The sequence below is a fragment of the Streptomyces sp. NPDC031474 genome (assembly GCF_055581185.1).
In genome coordinates this window covers 165731-185777 of sequence record NZ_JBVIJX010000022.1, presented here as the reverse complement: position 1 = coordinate 185777, position 20047 = coordinate 165731, and the positions used below count along the sequence as shown (strand labels likewise).

At 73.1% G+C, this 20047-nt stretch carries 11 protein-coding genes; 9 read left to right on the top strand and 2 right to left on the bottom strand.

What is annotated here, in order from left to right; genetic code table 11:
- Window positions 1-332 precede the first annotated feature (332 nt).
- Complete coding sequence (locus tag ACZ5SK_RS38955) at window positions 333-1541, bottom strand: nucleotide sugar dehydrogenase (protein WP_468156619.1); 1209 nt, start codon at window positions 1539-1541, stop codon at window positions 333-335.
- Between the two features lie 332 nt (window positions 1542-1873).
- On the opposite strand from ACZ5SK_RS38955, the gene ACZ5SK_RS38950 reads away from it, so the two are divergent.
- The 5 genes from ACZ5SK_RS38950 (at window position 1874) to ACZ5SK_RS38930 (ending at window position 12709) form a co-directional block, all read left to right on the top strand.
- Window positions 1874-3580 carry a glycerol-3-phosphate dehydrogenase/oxidase gene (locus ACZ5SK_RS38950; protein WP_468577244.1) on the top strand — a complete coding sequence of 569 codons (1707 nt, stop codon included), beginning with the start codon at window positions 1874-1876 and terminating at the stop codon, window positions 3578-3580.
- 266 nt (window positions 3581-3846) lie between these two features.
- The gene (locus tag ACZ5SK_RS38945) at window positions 3847-6018 is read left to right on the top strand and encodes a serine/threonine-protein kinase (protein WP_334577766.1); all 2172 of its coding nucleotides are present in this window, start codon (window positions 3847-3849) and stop codon (window positions 6016-6018) included.
- A gap of 176 nt (window positions 6019-6194) precedes the next feature.
- Window positions 6195-9032, top strand: coding sequence for a protein kinase (locus ACZ5SK_RS38940; RefSeq protein ID WP_468577242.1), 2838 nt, complete (start codon window positions 6195-6197; stop codon window positions 9030-9032).
- 147 nt (window positions 9033-9179) lie between these two features.
- Window positions 9180-10982 carry a serine/threonine-protein kinase gene (locus ACZ5SK_RS38935; RefSeq protein ID WP_334577764.1) on the top strand — a complete coding sequence of 601 codons (1803 nt, stop codon included), beginning with the start codon at window positions 9180-9182 and terminating at the stop codon, window positions 10980-10982.
- Window positions 10983-11044: 62 nt separating this feature from the next.
- Window positions 11045-12709 (top strand): serine/threonine-protein kinase, encoded by a 1665-nt coding sequence (locus tag ACZ5SK_RS38930; protein WP_361707237.1) that lies wholly within the window; start codon window positions 11045-11047, stop codon window positions 12707-12709.
- 25 nt (window positions 12710-12734) lie between these two features.
- Here ACZ5SK_RS38930 and ACZ5SK_RS38925 read toward each other — a convergent pair whose 3' ends face one another.
- Entirely contained in the window at window positions 12735-13661 is a 927-nt protein-coding gene (locus ACZ5SK_RS38925; RefSeq protein ID WP_457494643.1) for an AraC family transcriptional regulator, read from the bottom strand.
- Between the two features lie 110 nt (window positions 13662-13771).
- On the opposite strand from ACZ5SK_RS38925, the gene ACZ5SK_RS38920 reads away from it, so the two are divergent.
- The 4 genes from ACZ5SK_RS38920 (at window position 13772) to ACZ5SK_RS38905 (ending at window position 20041) form a co-directional block, all read left to right on the top strand.
- Window positions 13772-14686: an MBL fold metallo-hydrolase gene (locus tag ACZ5SK_RS38920; RefSeq protein WP_468577239.1), complete on the top strand. Its 915-nt coding sequence runs from the start codon at window positions 13772-13774 to the stop codon at window positions 14684-14686.
- Window positions 14687-14711: 25 nt separating this feature from the next.
- The gene (locus ACZ5SK_RS38915) at window positions 14712-16406 is read left to right on the top strand and encodes a serine/threonine-protein kinase (protein WP_361707231.1); all 1695 of its coding nucleotides are present in this window, start codon (window positions 14712-14714) and stop codon (window positions 16404-16406) included.
- Between the two features lie 104 nt (window positions 16407-16510).
- Entirely contained in the window at window positions 16511-18172 is a 1662-nt protein-coding gene (locus ACZ5SK_RS38910) for a succinic semialdehyde dehydrogenase (protein ID WP_334577759.1), read from the top strand.
- Window positions 18173-18217: 45 nt separating this feature from the next.
- On the top strand, window positions 18218-20041 hold the full coding sequence (locus tag ACZ5SK_RS38905) for a GMC family oxidoreductase (RefSeq protein WP_334577758.1): 1824 nt from the start codon (window positions 18218-18220) through the stop codon (window positions 20039-20041).
- Window positions 20042-20047: the final 6 nt, after the last annotated feature.

The window sequence follows — 20047 nt, the reverse complement described above, 5'->3', positions numbered from 1 at the left end:
GGCATCGCCCGCCTGCACAACCTCACCCTCGCCGGATAGCAGAGAAACGCAGGCCATCCTGCCCGGCAAAGACCAATTACGGGACAACCCTTAGGGGCGGACACTCCGTGATCCATCAGGAGCCTGCCGCAGTGACCGCTGCGGTGGGCTCCACCTGTTTCGGACGGTGAGCGGCCGCCCCCAACCACATTAGGGGCGGACACTCCGTGATCCATCCAGGAGCCTGCCGCAGTTTCCGGCTGCGGTGGGCTCCACCTGTTTTGTACGTTACCGGTGAGCCCTGCCGCACGCCACCAGCCCCCGGAGCCCGGGTCGGCCGTGTGCGCCCCGCTTCACAACCGGTGCGCCGCCCCCGTGGGCGTGGCACCCCGCGTGTCCAGCAGCAGTTGCGCCTTCACCGACAGGCCCTGTAGGTCGTACGTGCGGTGCTGTTGGAGGAGGATCGTCAGGTCTGCTTCGGCGGCGGCCTCGTAGAGGGAGTCGGCCCGCGGGACCGGGCGGTCCAGGACGCTCCAGGACGGGACGTGCGGGTCGTGGTAGCTGACGGCCGCGCCCAGCTCCATCAGGCGGATCGCGATCTCGCGCGCGGGTGTGCCCTGCTGGTCGGCGAGGTCGGGCTTGTAGGTGACGCCGAGGAGCAGCACGCGCGCGCCCCGCGCCGACTTGCCGTACTCGTTGAGGAGGGCGGCGGCGCGCTGGACGACGTAGCGGGGCATGCGGCTGTTGACCTGCTGGGCGAGTTCCACCATGCGCAGGGGGCTGCCGGGGTGGCCGGCGCGCTCCAGGGGGACGGAGTGGCCGCCGACGCCGGGTCCGGGGCGGAAGGATTCGAAGCCGAACGGCTTGGTCTCCGCGCAGCGGACGACGTCCCACAGGTCCACGCCCAAGTCGTGGCAGAGGACGGCCATCTCGTTGACGAGGGCGATGTTGACGTGCCGGAAGTTGGTCTCCAGGAGCTGCACGGTCTCGGCTTCCCGCAGGCCACGCGCGCGTACCACCTTGTCGGTGAGGCGGCTGTAGAAGGTCGCCGCGGACTCGGTGCAGGCGGGGGTGAGTCCGCCGATGACCTTCGGGGTGTTGGCCGGGGTGAAGGCGCGGCTGCCCGGGTCGACCCGGCTGGGGGAGTAGGCGAGGTGGAAATCGCGGCCCGCGCGCAGGCCTGACATCTCCTCCAGCAGCGGTCGCAGGAATTCCTCCGTCGCACCGGCGTACACGGGCGACTCCAGGATCACGGTGGTGTGCGGGCGCAGGTGCCCGGCGAGGGTGCGGGCGGCCGCCTCCACCTGGCTCAGGTCGAGTGCGCCGTCCGCGTCGCGCGAGGTCGGGGCGCAGATGACGGCGGTGCGCACGCGGCCCAGTTCGGCGGGGTTGGTGGCCGGCCGGAAGCCCCCCGAGAGCATCCGGCGCAGTTCGGCGGGGCTGAGGGAGCCGGCCTCGGGGCCGGTGCGGTAGCCGACGGTGGGGACGCCGGCGGCCACGGCGGCCTGGGCCAGGGGCAGGCCGAGCGGGCCGAGTCCGATGACGGCGAGATCTGCGGGCATGGCGTATGCCGTCCTTCCCAATAACCGAGGTGGGACAGGTGCGCAAGCCCGGTGGACAGGATGGACGAGCGCAATGTCAGACTAGGAGTAAATATGACCGTTATGCGGGATTGATCGGCTGTGTTGATCTGCCGTGTTGACCCGCCGTGCGCGGCCGTGTGCGGCCCGCCCGTTTCCCGGGAGGTCCGCTCCGGTTCCGCGAGAGTTGTCCACAGGCTGGGGGTGCGTGGTGGCTGAAGTCGGGCAACACCGTCAGAATTTGGGCATGGGGGTTATGGACCGGGCTTCGCCCTGACGGGTGCGGCCGGCGCGACCGACAGCGGGAGGCAGCGGTGAGGACAGCGACACTGGGGCCGGCGCAGCGAGCCGAGTCACTGGCGGCCATGGCCGAGCGCGAGCTGGACGTGCTGGTGGTGGGAGCGGGCGTGGTCGGCGCGGGTACCGCCCTGGACGCCGTGACGCGCGGCCTGTCCACGGGGCTGGTCGAGGCACGCGACTGGGCGTCGGGCACGTCGAGCAGGTCCAGCAAGCTGATCCACGGCGGCCTGCGCTACCTGGAGATGCTCGACTTCGCCCTCGTGCGCGAAGCGCTCAAGGAACGCGGGCTGCTGCTGGAGCGGCTCGCTCCGCACCTCGTGAAGCCGGTGCCCTTCCTGTATCCGCTTCAGCACAAGGGCTGGGAGCGGCTGTACGCCGGTTCGGGCGTCGCGCTCTACGACGCGATGTCCATGGCCCGCGGGCACGGCCGGGGCCTGCCGACGCACCGCCACCTGACCCGCCGTCACGCTCTGCGTGTCGCTCCCGCCTTGAAGAAGGACGCCCTGATCGGCGCGTTGCAGTACTACGACGCCCAGATGGACGACGCCCGCTTCGTCGCCACCCTGGTGCGCACCGCGGCGGCCTACGGGGCGAAGGCCGCCAACCGCGCGCGGGTGACGGGCTTTCTGCGCGAGGGCGAACGGGTCGTGGGCGCGCGCGTCCAGGACGTCGAGGCGGGCGGGGAGTACGAGGTCCGCGCCCGGCAGATCGTCAACGCCACGGGCGTGTGGACCGACGACACGCAGGCCATGGTGGGGGAGCGGGGCCAGTTCCACGTCCGCGCCTCCAAGGGCATCCACCTCGTCGTGCCGCGGGACCGCATCAGCTCCTCCACCGGCCTGATCCTGCGCACCGAGAAGTCCGTGCTGTTCGTCATCCCCTGGGGCCGGCACTGGATCATCGGCACCACCGACACCGACTGGGACCTCGACAAGGCCCACCCAGCCGCGTCCAGCGCCGACATCGACTACCTCCTCGAGCATGTGAACTCGGTGCTCGCGGTGCCGCTGACCAGGGACGACGTCGAGGGCGTGTACGCGGGCCTGCGGCCGCTGCTGGCCGGCGAGTCCGACGCCACCAGCAAGCTGTCGCGGGAGCACACCGTCGCGCATCCGGTGCCGGGGCTGGTGGTCGTGGCGGGCGGCAAGTACACGACGTACCGGGTGATGGCGAAGGACGCGGTCGACGAGGCCGTGCACGGGCTCGACATGCGCGTCGCCGAATGCGTCACCGAGGACGTGCCGCTGCTGGGCGCGGAGGGCTACCGGGCGCTGTGGAACGCGAGGGCGCGGACCGCCGCGCGGACGGGCCTGCACGTGGTGCGGGTGGAGCACCTGCTGAACCGTTACGGCTCGCTGGCGGAGGAGGTGCTGGATCTCATTGCGGCCGACCCCTCGCTCGGCGAGCCGCTCCAGGCCGCCGACGACTATCTGCGCGCCGAGATCGTCTACGCCGCCTCCCACGAGGGAGCACGCCATCTGGACGACGTGCTGACGCGCCGTACGCGCATCTCCATCGAGACGTTCGACCGCGGCACGCGCAGCGCCCGGGAGGCCGCCGAACTGATTGCGCCGGTCCTCGGCTGGGACAAGGACCACATCGAACGCGAGGTCCAGCACTACGAGAAGCGGGTGGAGGCCGAGCGGGAGTCGCAACGCCAGCCCGACGATCTGACGGCGGACGCGGCCCGCCTGGGCGCACCGGACATCGTGCCCTTCTGATCTGCTCCGGCCCGCCCCGACTCCCCCCTGCCTCTGCCGACTTGGGCCGGCATGCGGCCGGTTCACTCGAACGAGCGCAGGGAACCGGGATCTCTGTTCGGAACCGGCTCGTTCTACGGGGTACGAGGGCAGAACTCGGCCTTCTGGCCGGAATGGTCCACTTCTGGGAGGCGGGCGGGATGCGATGAGGGGCACCCTGGGCGTCGGGCACTTGTCGGGTGAGGGACAATGGAGGCTCTGTCAGGGCGGGTTGCATGAGGGGACGCATGTCGGAGGCGGAGCGGGCGGGGTCATCCCGTCAGGACAAGAGCGCACGTCTCCTCGCCGGGCGGTACCGGCTTGGAGACGTACTCGGCCGCGGCGGCATGGGGACGGTGTGGCGTGCCGAGGACGAGACCCTCGGGCGCACGGTCGCCGTCAAGGAGCTGCGGTTCCCGGGGAACATCGACGAGGACGAGAAGCGGCGGCTGATCACGCGGACGCTGCGCGAGGCCAAGGCCATCGCGCGGATCCGCAACAACAGCGCGGTGACGGTCTTCGACGTGGTCGAGGAGGACGACCGGCCGTGGATCGTGATGGAGCTCGTCGAGGGCAAGTCGCTCGCCGAGGTCATCCGCGAGGACGGCGTGCTGGAGCCGAAGCGCGCGGCCGAGGTCGGGCTGGCGATCCTCGACGTGCTGCGGTCGGCGCACCGCGAAGGCATCCTGCACCGTGACGTGAAGCCGTCGAACGTGCTGATCGCCGAGGACGGCCGGGTCGTGCTCACCGACTTCGGCATCGCCCAGGTCGAGGGCGACCCGTCGATCACCTCCACCGGCATGCTCGTCGGCGCGCCCTCCTACATCTCCCCGGAGCGGGCCCGCGGGCACAAGCCGGGACCGGCGGCCGACCTGTGGTCGCTCGGCGGTCTGCTGTACGCGGCGGTCGAAGGCGCGCCCCCGTACGACAAGGGCTCCGCGATCGCGACGCTCACCGCGGTGATGACCGAGCAGTTGGAGGAGCCGAAGAACGCGGGCCCGCTGAAGGACGTCATCTACGGGCTGCTCACCAAGGATCCCGCGCGGCGGCTCGACGACGCCGGTGCGCGGGCGATGTTCAACGCGGTGCTTCACGCACCCGAGCCGCGTCACGCGGAGCCGGCCGACGCGACGAAGGTCGTGCCGCTGCCGGCACAGCCGGACGCCCCGGGAGGCAAGGGGAGTTCGTCGGGCGCGGAGGCGGGCGAGAAGCTGCGCGGGGCGTTCCGGTCCGTGCGGAAGGCCGCCGTGGCGGCGGGCGCGGCCACCTCGGCGGCCGCGTCCCGCGCCAAGTCGGCGAACGGGCCGGGTGCTTCCGGTTCCGAGAGTGCGGGCGAGGCGCCCAACGGCGGGGCGGCACGGGGTACCAGGGCCGCACGGTCTGCCGCTGCCCCGTCCACCGCCGCGCCTGCCTCACCGGCGTCCCAGGCCAGGACGGCCTCGGCGTCGGCACCGGCGTCCGCGTCCAGGCCGGCGGCCGGAGCGGCATCGGCTTCGCCGTCGTCGTCTCCGTCGGTTCCTGCGGCGCGTTCCGGCTCTCCTTCCGGCTCGGCTTCCGCTTCCGCTTCCGCTTCGGCCTCTGGTTCCGGTTCGCGGGGGAGCGGGGAAGCGGGCGGGCGGAGTTCGGGATGGCCCGTGATGACGCCGCCGGACCTGCCGCCGCGGCCCGTGCCCAGGGCGCCGCTGACCGACGTGGTGCCGAAGCGGACGCTCGTGATCATCGCCGTGGTCGTGGTGCTCGCGGTGCTCGGCACCGTGCTGGCCCTCACGCTCGGCGGTGACGACGACACCGCGGGCGGCTCGAAGAACGGCGGCGCTTCCCGGACGGTGGCCGGCGGCAGCGCGAGCGCCGGCACCAAGGAGGACGAGGGCGGCGGGACGCGTGCGGACGGGTCGTCGACGCCGTCCGGCTCCTCGTCCGGTGCCACGCCCAGCAACACTGCTGCGGCCGGCGGCGCCGGGTCCGGCGTCACCGCCACCGAGACCAGCAAGGCGGCGACGACGCACCAGGGCGATCAGGGCTATTCGATCGGGCTGCCCACAGGGTGGAAGTACAAGTCCTCGGACGCCGCGGGGGACCGTTTCACCGGGCCCGACGGACAGACACTGCTCGTCGCCTGGACGACCACGCCCAAGGACGACCCCGTCGCCGACTGGAAGAACCAGGAGCGCTCCATGGAGCGCTCTCAGTACAAGAAGATCCGAATAGACAAGGTGAACTACCGGAGCTGGAACACGGCCGACTGGGAGTTCACCTACACGAAGGGCGGGACGGCGTACCGCACGATCGACCGCGGGTTCGTCGTGAGCGCCAGCCAGGGGTACGCGCTGATGTACACGGCGAAGTCCGCCGCGTGGGGCACCGACCTGCGGGCGACCACCTGGACGACGCTGACGGACACCTTCACGCCGAAGAAGTAGCGGCCGTCGGCAACCGTGTTGGGGGCGCGAGATCTGGCATCCCCTCTCTGCGGGTTGCCTCCGGCACGTATCGTGAGTGCTTGCGGACCGTACGCATCCAGCAACACGGCCGGATAAGGCTGTAACGGCACGCAAGGCGAACGGAATTGACCGACCGGGCGGCCGGGGGAGGCAACGTGGACGACTATGCGGGTCGAGTACTCGTCGACCGCTACCGCCTGCCGCTGCCGCCCTCCGACGAGTACGAACTCACCGAGACCCGGGCCTTCGACACCTACAGCGGGCAGGAAGTCCTGGTCCGCCAGGTGCCGTTGCCGGAGGTCGTCGAGGCGGAGGTGCTCGACGCGGAGGGGCTGCCCGACGGGTTCACGGCCCGCGAGCGCGGCGCACGGCGGCCAGGGGCACGGGGTGTGGGCGCGAGTGCGGGCGCCGGAGTGGGTGCGGGTGCGGGCGCCGGGACCAGACGGCCCGCCGACCCCGTCGTACGGCGGGCGATGGAGGCGGCGCAGGCCGCGGCGAGCATTCCCGACCATCCGCGGCTGGACCAGGTCTTCGACGTGTTCGCCGAGGGCGGTTCGCTGTGGATAGTGAGTGAACTTGTCGCCGCCCGACCGCTGGCGGCGCTGCTCGCCGAGCAGCCGCTGACGCCGTACCGGGCGGCCGAGGTCGCCTCCGACGTGCTCACGGCGCTGCGGGTGCTGCACGCACATGGCTGGGTGCACCGGAACATCACCGCGCGCACGGTCCTCGTCTGCGACGACGGGCGGGTCATGCTGACCGGCCTCGCGGTCGGCGCGGCCGAAGAGGCGCTGTGCGGGTACGACCCGGTGCCGACGGACGAGGATGCCTCCGGCGGTAACGCCGGGAGCGGCGGGAGCGGCGGGGCAGGTGGAGGCAGCGGGCCTCGGGCCGCGGTGCCGCTTCAGCCCGGCGGTGCCGGTGGTTCCAGTGGTTTCAGCGGTCCCGGTGCATCCAGAGGTGCCGGTGGGCCAGGCGTGCCCGGTGGTGCTGCTGGGGCAGGTGGCGTCAGGGGGGCTGCCCTTGGGCCTGCTCGTGCAGGTGGTGTCGGTGGGGTTGCTGTTGGGCTCGGCGGGACTGGTTGGACCGGTGGAACCGGTGGGTCTGGCGGGTCTGCTGGGCCCTCTGAGGCTGGTGGGTTTGGTGGGGCTGGGGCTGGGGCTGGGGCTGGGGCTGGGGTTGGTGGTGCTGGTGCTGGTGGGGGTGGGTTGGGGCCGGGGGTGGGGTCGGGGGCCGAGGCGGTGGATCCTGAGGCTGCTCGGCGGGCTGCCATAGAGGCGCGGGAGACCGGTGTGCTGCCGGTGCCGGCGGGCGAGGCGTCCGGTGGAGGCGGGGCGGTGGCCCGCAGGGCGCCCTTGGACACCGGCGGAGACATCCGTGCCGCGCGTGCCGGGGCGATCGCCGCCTACCGGGCGGGCGCGCGGGCCGCGGCCCGGGTGCAGGAGGCCCAGGAGGCGCAGCAGAACGGGCGGGCGGCCCTGCCCGGCGCCCGGACCTCGGCGGACAACGCCCCCGGGGGCGTGGACGGCGGGCCTCCCGGGCAGGTCGCCGACCCCTACGGTGTTCAGGGCGCCCCCGTGCCCGGCGCGTCGCCGTACGCTCCGCTCCCGCACCCCTCCCTCCCGCACGCTTCCCACCCTCCCGTGCAGGAGCCGTCCGGTGAGGCGCCGACCGGGACCCGTTGGGACGAGCTCGCGGCCGAGGCCCCCGGGAGCGTTCCCCGGCGCGGACCCGCCACCGCGCTGGCCGCCGAGCGGGCACGGCAGGCGCGGATGGCCGTCGTCGGGCCGGTCACCGAGCGGTGGGCGCCCGAGCAGGCCGGACCCGTGCACGAGAACTGGCAGCTGGCCGCGCCGATCGGTCCCGCGACCGACCTGTGGGCGCTCGGCGCGCTGCTCTTCCGGGCCGTACAGGGGCATGCGCCGTACCCGGAGGAGTCGACGGCCGAGCTGGTGCAGCTGGTGTGCGCCGAGCCGCCCGCCTTCGCCGAGGAGTGCGGACCGCTGAGGCCGGTCGTGGAGTCGCTGCTGCGCCAGGACCCCACCGAGCGCCTCGACTTCGAGGAGCTGCGGGGCTGGCTGCGCTCGCTGGTCCGTTCCGCGCCGGAGCCGGAGGCGGGCACCCACGTCGTCGCCGCGCCGCCCGCCGATCCGCGCCGGCTGCCGATCGTCCGCCGCAAGGGCGAGCTGGTGCGCAGACGGCGCGCCGGACTGCCCGCGACGCACGGGCGGCACAAGCGGGGCCGCCCGGACACGGACCGCTCGCCGCGCAGTCTGGGCCGCACGCTGCTGGTGCTGATCCTGCTGGTGCTGGCCGCGGCGATCGCCTACGCCGTGCTGTTCATGCCCAAGGCCGGCGAGGACGGCGCGGCCGGTACCGACGGCTCCCAACGGACCGGGTCCACGCCGACGTCGGCGGGCCAGGCGCCCGACGCGAGCAGCGAGCCCCGGCCCGACCAGACCTCGCCGGGCGCCGGGGCCTCCGCGTCCTCGGAAGCCACCCGGACGCAGACCGGCGGCACGGGCGGCGCCGGCGCGAACGTCGCCGACGGGTTCACCGTCCGTAAGGACGACGCCGGCTTCCAGGTGGCCGTGGCCAACGGCTGGGACCGTACGCCGAAGAACGGACGCGGGCAGGTCGTCTACTCGCACGGGGACTTCGAGCTGATCGTCGTACCGGGACGCGACAGCGCGTCGTCGAACGGCAGCGACCCGATGGTCTATCAGCGGGAGAAGGAGAGCGAGCTCCAGCCGTACCGCGACTCCAGCTGGGCGACGGCCTCCGGGCTGCGTACGACGACGGTGGGCGCGCGGACCATGGCCGAGGGACAGTTCACCTGGACCGACGGCGGCGGGCGCGCGCTCTACGTGCGCAACCTCGCCGTTCTCATCTCAGGGCGGTACCACATCGTGCAGGTCAGAGGCCCCGAGGCGGAACGCGACGAGGTCACGCGGCTGTACGAGCAGGCGTCGGCCACGTACCAGTACACCGGCTGAGGGACGCCCGGTCCGCCCCGGTTCCCGCGTGGCCGTGGAAGCGACAACCGTCACAGTGGTGTCTCCTTGGGACCCCGCTGGTTCCACGAATGCGGCCCGGTCTTTACGCTGAGCCTGTCAAGAGCATTGCGGGGCAACGTGAATCAGATGCAGGGCCTGCTTCTCGCGGGCCGCTACCGGCTCGCCGATTCCATCGGCAGCGGCGGCATGGGCCGGGTGTGGCGTGCCCACGACGAGCTGCTGCACCGGGCCGTCGCCATCAAGGAACTGACGGCCGCGCTCTACGTCTCGGAGGGCGACCGGGCCGTCCTGCTGGCGCGGACCAGGGCGGAGGCGCGCGCGGCGGCGCGGATCAACCACTCCGCCGTGGTCACCGTGCACGACGTGCTCGAACACGACGGCCGGCCGTGGATCGTGATGGAGCTGGTCGAGGGCCGTTCGCTGGCCGACGCCGTCAAGGAGGACGGGCGCGTCGAGTCCGCCGAGGCGGCCCGGATCGGCCTGTGGGTGCTGCGTGCCCTGCGTGCCGCGCACTCCGCGGGCGTCCTGCACCGTGACGTCAAGCCCGGCAACGTTCTCCTCGGGCACGACGGCCGTGTCCTGCTCACCGACTTCGGCATCGCGCAGATCGAGGGCGACACGACCATCACGCGCACCGGTGAGGTCGTCGGCTCGGTCGACTACCTCGCCCCCGAGCGGGTGCGCGGCCACGACCCCGGTCCGTCCTCCGACCTGTGGGCGCTGGGTGCGACGCTGTACACGGCGGTGGAGGGGCGGTCGCCGTTCCGGCGCACCTCGCCGCTGACCACGCTGCAGGCCGTCGTCGAGGAGGAGGCCGCCGACCCGCAGTACGCCGGCCCGCTCGGCCCCGTCATCACCGCCCTGCTGCGCAAGGACCCGGCCACCCGCCCCGACACCACCGAGGCCGAGCACCTTCTCGCCGAGGTGGCCGAGGGACGGCGCCCGAACGGGGCACAGGCGTACGTGCCGACGCAGTTCGGCGGCCCCGACCGGGCCACGGGGGGTCACCCCACCTCGCACTCCATGTCCGGCCCGACGTCCGGCACGGGCGGTACTTCGGGCACGGGCGGCACTTCGGGCACGGGCGGTATCCCCGGCACGGGCGGTATCCCCGGTACAGGTGGTACCTCTGGTGCGGGCGGCGTCTCCGGTACCGCTGCTACGGCGTACGTTCCCGTGGCGCCGGAGGCGTCGACGCCGGTTCCCGGCTACAGCCCGACGGCGGTGGGGCCGACGCACATCGGCCCGGACTCGTCCACGTCGGCCGCCCAGCCGCCCCGCCGCCGCCGGCTGCGCACGCTCGCGCTTGTGATCGTCGTCGCCGCGCTGGTCGGCGGAGGTACGGCGGTGGCGCTGCAGGCGTGGGACAAGGGGCAGCCGGAGGCCAGTGGTTCGGCGGGGCAGGCGTCGTCGTCTCCATCGCCGAGCCCGACGGGCACCGGCGCCCCGGGCGCCGTGCCCGACTCCTGGAAGCCGGTCGAGGACCCGCTCGGCTTCGGGCTCTCGCTGCCCGACGGCTGGGAGCGGACGGTGTACCAGGACGACGGCGACCTCCAGCAGATCGACTACACGCCCGACGGCGGCAAGCACTTCGTGCGCATCGCCCTCGACAAGTCCCCCGACTTCAGCGACCCGTACGCGCACCAGATCGACCTGGAACAGCAGCTCAAGCGGCTGGTCGCCTACAACCGGGTCACCCTGGAGAAGAACGTCTACCGCGACCGCGACGGCTCCGAGTGGGAGTACACCTGGACCGCGCAGGCCAAGGACACGGAGTTCCCCGGGCCGCGCCGCGCGATCGAGGAGACGTACGTCGCCCGCAACGGCACCGAGTACGCGATCTACATGTCCTCGCCCGCGGCGGACTGGGCCACGACGGCCAAGCAGTTCAGGTCCGTGCTGCAGAGCTGGCGCGAACCCGCCTCATAGCTCCCCTCAGTTGGCCGGACGGCACCCCGGAGGCATGACGTCCGGTGGGGCATGATGGGCGCATGGGGACCGAGGGGGGCGGCAACGACGTACGGGTCATCGCGGGCCGTTACCGGCTGGAGGCGAGGCTCGGGCGCGGCGGCATGGGGGTCGTGTGGCGGGCCACCGACCAGCTGCTGGGACGGCGTGTCGCCGTCAAGGAGCTGACCCAGGACGACACGCTGTCGGACGAGGAGGCGCGGGGCCGCCGCGACCGGACACTGCGCGAGGCCCGCGCGGTCGCCCAGCTGAGCCACCCGCACATCATCGTCGTGCACGACGTCGTCGAGGACGGCGAACGCCCGTACATCGTCATGGAGTTGATCGACGGCGGTTCGCTCGCCGACCGGATCGCCGCGCACGGCCCGCTCGCGCCGGACGAGGCGGCCCGCATCGGCGTCGCCCTGCTGGGCGCCCTGCGCGCCGCGCACGCGGCCGGGGTCCTGCACCGGGACATCAAGCCCGCGAACGTCCTGCTGGAACGCGACAGCGACCGCGTCGTCCTCACCGACTTCGGCATCGCGCAGGTCGCGGGCGCCACCACGCTCACCGAGACCGGCTCGTTCGTCGGTTCGCCCGAGTACACCGCGCCGGAGCGGATGTCCGGGGCGCGGACCGGCGCGGAGTCCGACCTGTGGTCGCTGGGCGCGCTGCTGTGCACGGCGCTCAGCGGCGAATCCCCGTTCCGGCGCGACTCGTTGGGCGGCATCCTGCATGCCGTCGTCTTCGCCGAGATCCGTACGCCCGAGCAGGCCGGGCCGCTCCTGCCCGTCGTACGGGGGCTGTTGGAGCGCGACCCGGACCGGCGGCTGGGCGGGGCGGAGGCGGAGCGGCTGCTGCGCGCCTACCTGGAGACCGGGCGGACGCCGCAGCCGGTGTCGTCCGGCTACACGCCGACCCAGGCCGACCTCCCCCTGCCACAGCCGGCCCCGCCCGCCCGGGAGCGCTCGACGCGCGGCGTGCTGGTGGCCGCGCTGCTGGTCGCCGCGATGGCGGGGGCGGGCGTGTCGGCGGCGGCGCTGCTGATGAACGGGGAGGACGGCGACGGAGGGCGCACGCCCACGAGTTCGGCTCCGGGGACCCGTGCGTCGACGAGCGGTACAGCGAGCGGTTCGGCGAGCGGTTCGACCGGCGGTACGACGAGCCCTGCGCCCACACCCACCCCCCGCCCCTCTTCTTCCGCAGCCTTCACACCTTCCCCCACGGCGGTTCCCGTGCAGCCCGTCGGGGGGACCCGCACGCCGTCCGCGCCGTCCGGCTACCGCGTGGCCGACGACCCCGGCGGGTTCGCGCTCGCCGTGCCGGACGGCTTCACGCGGGTGCCGCAGGGCGAGCGGGTCTTCTACATGTCCCCGGGGCAGGTCTTCCGCCTCGGCGTCAAGATCGCCGATCCGCAACCGGGCGGCCCGATGAGCGTGATGGAGCGGGCGGCGGCCAAGGGCGCGGACACCAACCCCGGCTACCACGACGGCCGGGTCACCCAGACCACGCACGGCGGACGCCCCGCCGCCCTCTGGGAGTTCACCTGGGACGGCTTCAGCGCGGCGGAGGGCCCCCGGCACACGTACGACCTGTGCTGGGAGGAGAGCGGGCGCCTGTACGACGTGTGGGTGTCGGCTCCGGTCGGGAAGGTGCGGGAGGCGCGGGAGTACTTCGACGTCGCCGTCGACACGTTCGTGACACGGTAGCCACGGCCGCGAGGTGGCCCGCAGGTCAGGGGCAGTGCAGGGCCTGGACGGGGGTGGCGGTCCCGTGTGTTCGGTACCTGCCCGGTGTCGTTCCGAACTCGCGGCTGAAGGCGTGGGAGAGGGCGTACGGGCTGCCGTACCCCGTCTCGCGGGCCACCGCCGCCAGCGGCGCGTCCGTGTCGCGCAGCCGGGCCGCGGCCAGGGTCAGCCGCCACCACGTGAGGTACGCCATCGGCGGGCGGCCGACCAGCGAGGTGAAGCGGCGCGCCAGCGTCGCCCGGGAGACCCCGACACGTGCCGCCAGGCTGTCGTTGGTCCAGGGCGCGGCCGGGTCGGCGTGCAGGGCGCGCAGCGCGGCCGTCGTCACCGGGTCGCTCAGGACGGCCGGCCAGGCGCCCGTCGCGGCCTGCGCCACCCACGCCCGGACCATGTAGACGAGCAGCAGGTCGAGAAGGCTGGGCAGCGCCAGGGAGGAGCCCGGCCGTCGGCCGTCGAGCTCGCCGGCCAACAGGTCCACGGCGGACCGGAGTTCGGCCGGCCGGTCGGCCCGGTTCGGCAGGTGCACCACCTGGGGCAGCTCCGCCAGCAGCGGGTGTGCGCGGCTGCGGTCCAGCCGGTACTTGCCGCAGAGCAACTCCGTCCCGCCCGCCGTGGGGCGCCGCACGCGTCCCTCCTCCTCGAACGGCATCGCACGGGCCGCCGTCGCCGCGTCCACCGGACCGTCGGCCAGCACATGTCCGACGCCGTGCGGCAGCAGGACGACGTCCCCGACGCCGAGGGGAACCCCCGCCCCGCCCTCCGGCAGCAGCCAACAGCTCCCCGCGAGGACGACATGGAACCCGGCGCCCTCGTAGGAGGCGATCCGGGTGCACCACCTTCCGCCGACGCTCAGGCGGTTGGAGTGCGGCTGCCCGGTGCGCACGGAGGAGATCGCGTCGCTGACCACGTCCATGGGGGAACGATACGGCGGCCGAACCGGCGACCTGAACCGAGGCGTACGCGTATCCGGTTGAGCGGTTCGAGCATCGAAACGCTCAGCGGTGGTTCCCTAGGCTCCCCACCATGACTACCGAAGCGACGGAAGAACACATACAGAGCTTCACGGTCGGGGACGTCGAGATCCTCCGTATCGTCGAGTGGCAGTCCCTCTTCGTGCCCGCCCCCGACCTGGTCCCCGACTGCGGTCCCGAGGTGTGGCAGGAGCACCGGGGACTGCTCGCGCCCGACCACTGGGACCCCGGCAGCGACCGGGTGGTGTCGGCGCTGCAGACCTGGGTCGTGCGCAGCGCGGGCCGGACGGTCCTCGTCGACACCGGGGTGGGCAACGGGCGGGAACGACCCGGCCTTCCGCACTTCCACCGGCGGCAGGGCGACCTGCCGGGGCGGCTCGCGCGGGCCGGGGTGCGCCCGGAGGACGTCGACGTGGTGGTCAACACCCACATCCACGCCGACCACGTCGGCTGGAACACCCAGGACGTGGCGGGGGAGTGGGTGCCGACCTTCCCCCGGGCCAGTTACCTCCTCCCGGCCGCCGACGACACGTACTTCGGTCCGACCGGCGGCCACGGCGGTGGCGCAGGGGAGGACGACCGGCTGGTCTACGAGGACAGCGTCGCGCCCGTGCACCGGGCCGGGCAGTCCGTGCTGTGGGACGGGGAGCACCGCGTCGACGAGCACCTCACCCTGGAGTCGGCTCCCGGCCACACCCCGGGCTCGGCCGTCCTGCGGGTCGCCTCGCGCGGCGAACGGGCCGTGTTCGTCGGAGACCTGCTGCACAACCCGGTGCAGGTGCTGCGGCCGGAGTGCAGCAGCTGCTTCTGCCTCGACCCCGGCCAGGCCGCTGCCAGTCGCGCCCGGATCCTCGAACGGGCGGCGGACGAGGGCGAGTTGGTGATACCGGCGCACTTCGCCGGGTCGGGTGTGGTGGAGGTGCGACGGTCGGGGACGGGAGGGTTGGCTGTGGGGCGGTGGGGGTGAGGGGGATCGTGGTAGTCATGGAGGCATGAGCAACGACGGTGATCCCGGCGGCGCCAAGGGACGGATAGTGGGCGGGCGTTACCGGCTGCTCGAACGCATCGGCTCCGGAGGCATGGGCACCGTCTGGCGGGCCCGCGACGAGCTCGTGGAGCGCGAAGTCGCCGTCAAACAGCCCCGGTTGGCCGGCGACCCCGAGGACGAGTCCCACCGTCGGGCCGCCCACCGCCTCTACCGCGAGGCCCGGGCCGCCGCCCGCGTCGACCATCCCTGCGCCGTCACCATTCACGACGTGGTGGTCGAGGAGGACGGAGCCGGCCCCGATGGGGGACTGCCCTGGATCGTCATGGAGCTGATCCGCGGCGAGTCCCTGCACGAGGTGCTGAGGCGCGGCCCGCTTCAGCCCGCCGAAGCGGCCCGTGTCGGCCTCGCCGTCCTGGGCGCCCTGCGTGCCGCGCACGCCGTCGGCATCGTCCACCGGGACGTGAAGCCCGCCAACGTCCTGCTCGGGCCCGCTCCGCTCTCGACCGCGCCGGACCAGGGGCACCCCCACGGCCGGGTCGTCCTCACCGACTTCGGCATCGCGCACGTCCAGGGCGAGGAGTCCCTCACCGCCGGCGGAGAGTTCGTCGGCTCGCTGGAGTTCGTGGCGCCCGAGCGGATGTCCGGACGCGGCGCGGGACCGGCCTCCGACCTGTGGTCGCTGGGCGTCCTCCTCTACACGGCCGTCGAGGGCCACTCGCCGTTCCGCCGCCCGACCCCGGAGTCCACCCTCGCCGCGATCCTCACCACGGACCCACCCGAGCCGAAACGGGCCGGCCCCCTCGCACCTCTCCTCACCGCCCTCCTGGCCCGCGACCCGAACGACCGCCCCACCGCCGAGGAGACCGCCGGCGCGCTGGAGCGGGCGGCCGAGGGCGGATCCGCGTCCTTCCCCGCGGCGCAGACGGCCGGGAAGGACGCCGAGCCTCAGGACGCGGGGAGCCTGCGCGAGCTCGGGGACGACGTCGTGACGCTTCGGGTCGGGACGCCGCAGGCCGCGGGGCCGCGCCCCACTCCGACCTCCCGGCCCCGGCGTCCCCTCCACCGCCGCCCCCTCGCCCTCGCGCTGCTCACCGGGGTCCTCGTCGGCGGGGCCTGGCTGGGAACCTCCCTGCTCCCGGGGGAGGGCGGGAGCGGGGCGGGCGGGGAGCGGACGGTGACCTACGCCAGTTCGGCGCCGGCGGCTCCGTCGGAGCCTGCCCCCGCGATGGCGCGTTGGATCGCCCACCGGGAGGACGCGATGGACGCCGTGCTCTCCCTCCCGGGTGCGTACCGGGAGTCCGCCCGGCAGGGCGCCGCCGGTCGGCAGCCCCGCCAGGTGGTCTACTCGGCGGGCTCCGTCGACGTACGCCTCACGCAGTGGGATCGGGCGCCCGCCGCGCCGATGGCGCTGGCGGCCCAGGCGGACGAGACCTGGCAGGGCCACGCCCCCGACGCGCGCACCCAGACCACCCGCACCAGCTTCCGCGGCTACGACGCCGCGCTCGCCGACACCACCTACGGACGTGACGACACGCCGACCCGCGTCATGGAGCTCTTCGTCCGCACCGCCGACGCCCGCCTGTACGAACTGCGCGTCGACATGCCCAAGGGCACCCCGGACGAGAAGCAGGGCACCGCCGTGTTCAAGCAGGCCCGCGACCGTCTGGAGATCGGTGAACAACCTCCCCCGACGCCCTGATCAGCAGGTTTGTTGCCAGTGAACGCTGGCGTCGTGTGTGCGGTCGGTGAAACCGTATTACCGGCGGGTACCCAAAGTCTTCCCCACGTCATACCCTGCGCCTCATGACGGACTCGCAGGCCCCGGAAACGACGCCGGAGACAACACCGGAAACGACGCCGGACAAGACGTCGGCCAAGACCGGCACCAACCCGATCGCCCCCACCCCCACCGGTGTCCGCACCGCCGCCGACGTGGTCACGCCGGAGCTGGTCGCCCAGCTCACCAAGGGCGTGACCGGCTCCGGCCGTACGGCCAACCACACGCCGTTCACCGGCGAGAAGCTGGCCGACCTGCCCGAGTCCACCCCGGCGGACGTGGAGCGGGCCTACGAGGCGGCCCGCAGGGCGCAGGCGGTCTGGGCGCGCACGCCCGTGCGGGAGCGCGCCGCCGTCCTGCTCCGTTTCCACGATCTGATACTGGCCCGTCAGGCCGAGGTGCTCGACCTGATCCAGCTGGAGACCGGCAAGGCGCGCCTGCACGCCCACGAGGAGGTGCAGGCCGTCGCCGTCGCCGCACGGCACTACGGCCGCAAGGCCCCTTACTACCTGCGCCCCAAGCGGCACGCCGGCGCCATGCCGACCCTGACGAAGGTCACCGAGCTGCGCCACCCGCGCGGCGTCGTCGGCCAGATCGCCCCCTGGAACTACCCGCTGGAGCTGTCGGTCGGCGATGCGCTCCCCGCGTTCGTCGCGGGCAACGCGGTCGTCATGAAGCCCGACACCGAGACCTGCCTGACCGCCCTGTGGGCCCGCGACCTGCTCGTCGAGGCCGGCCTGCCCGCCGACGTCTTCCAGGTCGTCCTCGGCGAGGGCCCGGTCGTCGGCCCGGAGGTCGTCAAGCACGCCGACTACGTGTCCTTCACCGGCTCCACCCGCACCGGCCGCGAGGTCGCCCAGGGCGCCGCCGCCCGTCTCGTCGGCGTCTCCCTCGAACTCGGCGGCAAGAACGCCATGCTGGTCCTCGACGACGCCGACATCGAGAAGGCCGCGGCCGGCGCCGTCCGCGCCTGCTTCTCCTCCGCCGGTCAACTCTGCATCTCCATCGAGCGGTTGTACGTCCACGAGTCGATCGCGGACGCCTTCGTCGAGCGCTTCGCCGCCCGCACCAGGGCCATGCGCCTCGGCACCTCCCTCGCCTACGGCGCCGACATGGGCTCCCTGGTCGGCGAGCGCCAGCTTCAGACGGTGACCCGGCACGTGGACGAGGCCGTCGCCAAGGGCGCCAAGGTCGTCGCCGGCGGTGTCGCCCGCCCGGACATCGGCCCGTACTTCTTCGAGCCGACCATCCTCGACGGTGTGACCGAGCCGATGTCGGTGTGCACGGAGGAGACCTTCGGCCCGGTCGTCTCGATCTACCGCTTCAAGACCGACGACGAGGCGGTCGAGCAGGCCAACGCCACGCCGTACGGCCTGAACTCGTCGGTGTGGACGAAGGACGGCCGCCGCGGCCGCGAGGTCGCCTCCCGCGTGCGGGCCGGCACCGTGAACGTCAACGAGGGCTATGCCGCCGCCTACGGCAGCGTCCAGTCCCCCATGGGCGGCATGAAGGAGTCCGGCCTCGGCCGCCGCCACGGCTCCGAGGGCATCCTCAAGTACACGGAGGCCCAGACGGTCGCCCAGCAGCGTCTGCTGCCGCTGGCCCCGGCGCTGGGCATGGACGACGCGAAGTACGCGGAGTTCATGAGCCGGAGCCTGAAGGTGATGAAGGCACTCCGGCTGCGCTAGGTCGTGTTTCGCCCTAGACCCACCCGTTCTCGACGAGGAGAGCACGTGCCCCAGGACGCCCACGCCCACGCCCCCGCCCACTCCCGCGCCGACGGCCATGACCATGACTACGACGTCATCGTCGTCGGATCCGGCTTCGGCGGCTCCGTCACCGCTCTGCGCCTGACGGAGAAGGGCTACCGCGTCGGCGTCCTGGAAGCCGGCCGCCGCTTCACCCGTGAGGCGCTCCCGAAGAACTCCTGGGACCTGAAGAACTACCTCTGGGCCCCCGGACTCGGCCTGTACGGCATCCAGCGCATCCACCTGCTGGGCAACGTCATGGTCCTGGCCGGAGCGGGCGTGGGCGGCGGCTCCCTGAACTACGCCAACACCCTCTACATACCGCCCAAGCCCTTCTTCGACGACCCCCAGTGGCGTGACATCACCGACTGGCAGGAGGAGCTGAAGCCGTACTACGACCAGGCGCGCCGCATGCTCGGCGTACGCCTCAACCCGACCACGACCCCCTCCGACGTGCACCTGAAGGCGGCCGCGGAGCGGATGGGCGTCGGCGACACCTTCCACATGGCGCCGGTCGGCGTGTTCTTCGGCGACGGCGAGGACGCGGACGGCACAGGCGCTAAGGCGAGGCCGGGGCAGCAGGTGCCCGACCCCTACTTCGGCGGCGTCGGCCCCGACCGCAACGCCTGCACCGAGTGCGGCGAGTGCATGACCGGCTGCCGGCACGGCGCGAAGAACACCCTCAACGAGAACTACCTCCACCTCGCCGAACAGGCGGGCGCGGTCGTGCACCCGATGACGACGGTCGTGTCCGTCACGGACGACTCACAGGGCGGCTACGCCGTCGCCACCCTCCCCACCGACGACCGCCGCAAGGCGAAGGGCCGGATCTTCAAGGCCCGCCGGGTCGTCCTCGCCGCCGGCACCTACGGCACCCAGACCCTCCTGCACCGCATGAAGGCGGGCGGCCAACTCCCGTACCTCTCCGACCGGCTGGGCGAACTGACCCGCACCAACTCCGAGGCCCTGGTCGGCGCGCAGACCGACGACCGCCGCTACCGCAAGGCGACCGGCGCGCCGAAGGCGGACTTCACCCGCGGCGTCGCCATCACCTCCTCGATCCACCCCGACGCCGACACCCATATCGAACCCGTCCGCTACGGCAAGGGCTCCAACTCGATGGGCGGCCTGTCGATCCTCCAAGTGCCCTACGCGGACGGCTCGTCGAGGGTCGCCGGCTGGCTGGCGAACGCCGCCCGCCACCCCTTGCTCGTCCTGCGCTCGCTGTCCAACCGCCGCTGGTCGGAGCGGACCATCATCGGCCTGGTCATGCAGTCCCTGGACAACTCGCTGACGACCTACCTGAAACCGGACGGCGTCGGCAAGGGCCTGCTGACGGCACGTCAAGGGCATGGCGCCCCCAACCCCAAGCAGATCAGGGCCGCTTCCGAGGCGGCCTCCGCGATCGCCGCCGACATCAACGGCTTCGCCGGCTCCAACGTCGGCGAGCTGATGGGCACCCCTCTCACCGCCCACTTCCTCGGCGGCTGCCCCATCGGCGACTCCCGCGAGACCGGCGTCATCGACCCCTACCACCGCCTCTACGGCCACCCCGGCATCTCCGTCGTCGACGGCGCCGCGGTCTCCGCCAACCTGGGCGTGAACCCGTCCCTCACCATCACCGCGCAGGCCGAGCGGGCGATGTCGTACTGGCCCAACAAGGGCGAGACGGACCCACGCCCGGCACAGGGAACGGCGTACGAGCGGCTGAAGCCGGTGGAGCCGAAGAGCCCCGCGGTCCCGGCGGAGGCGTTCGGCGCGCTGCGCCTGCCCTTCCTGGGCATGCCGGCCGTCCCGCCCAAGCAGTAGGGCGAC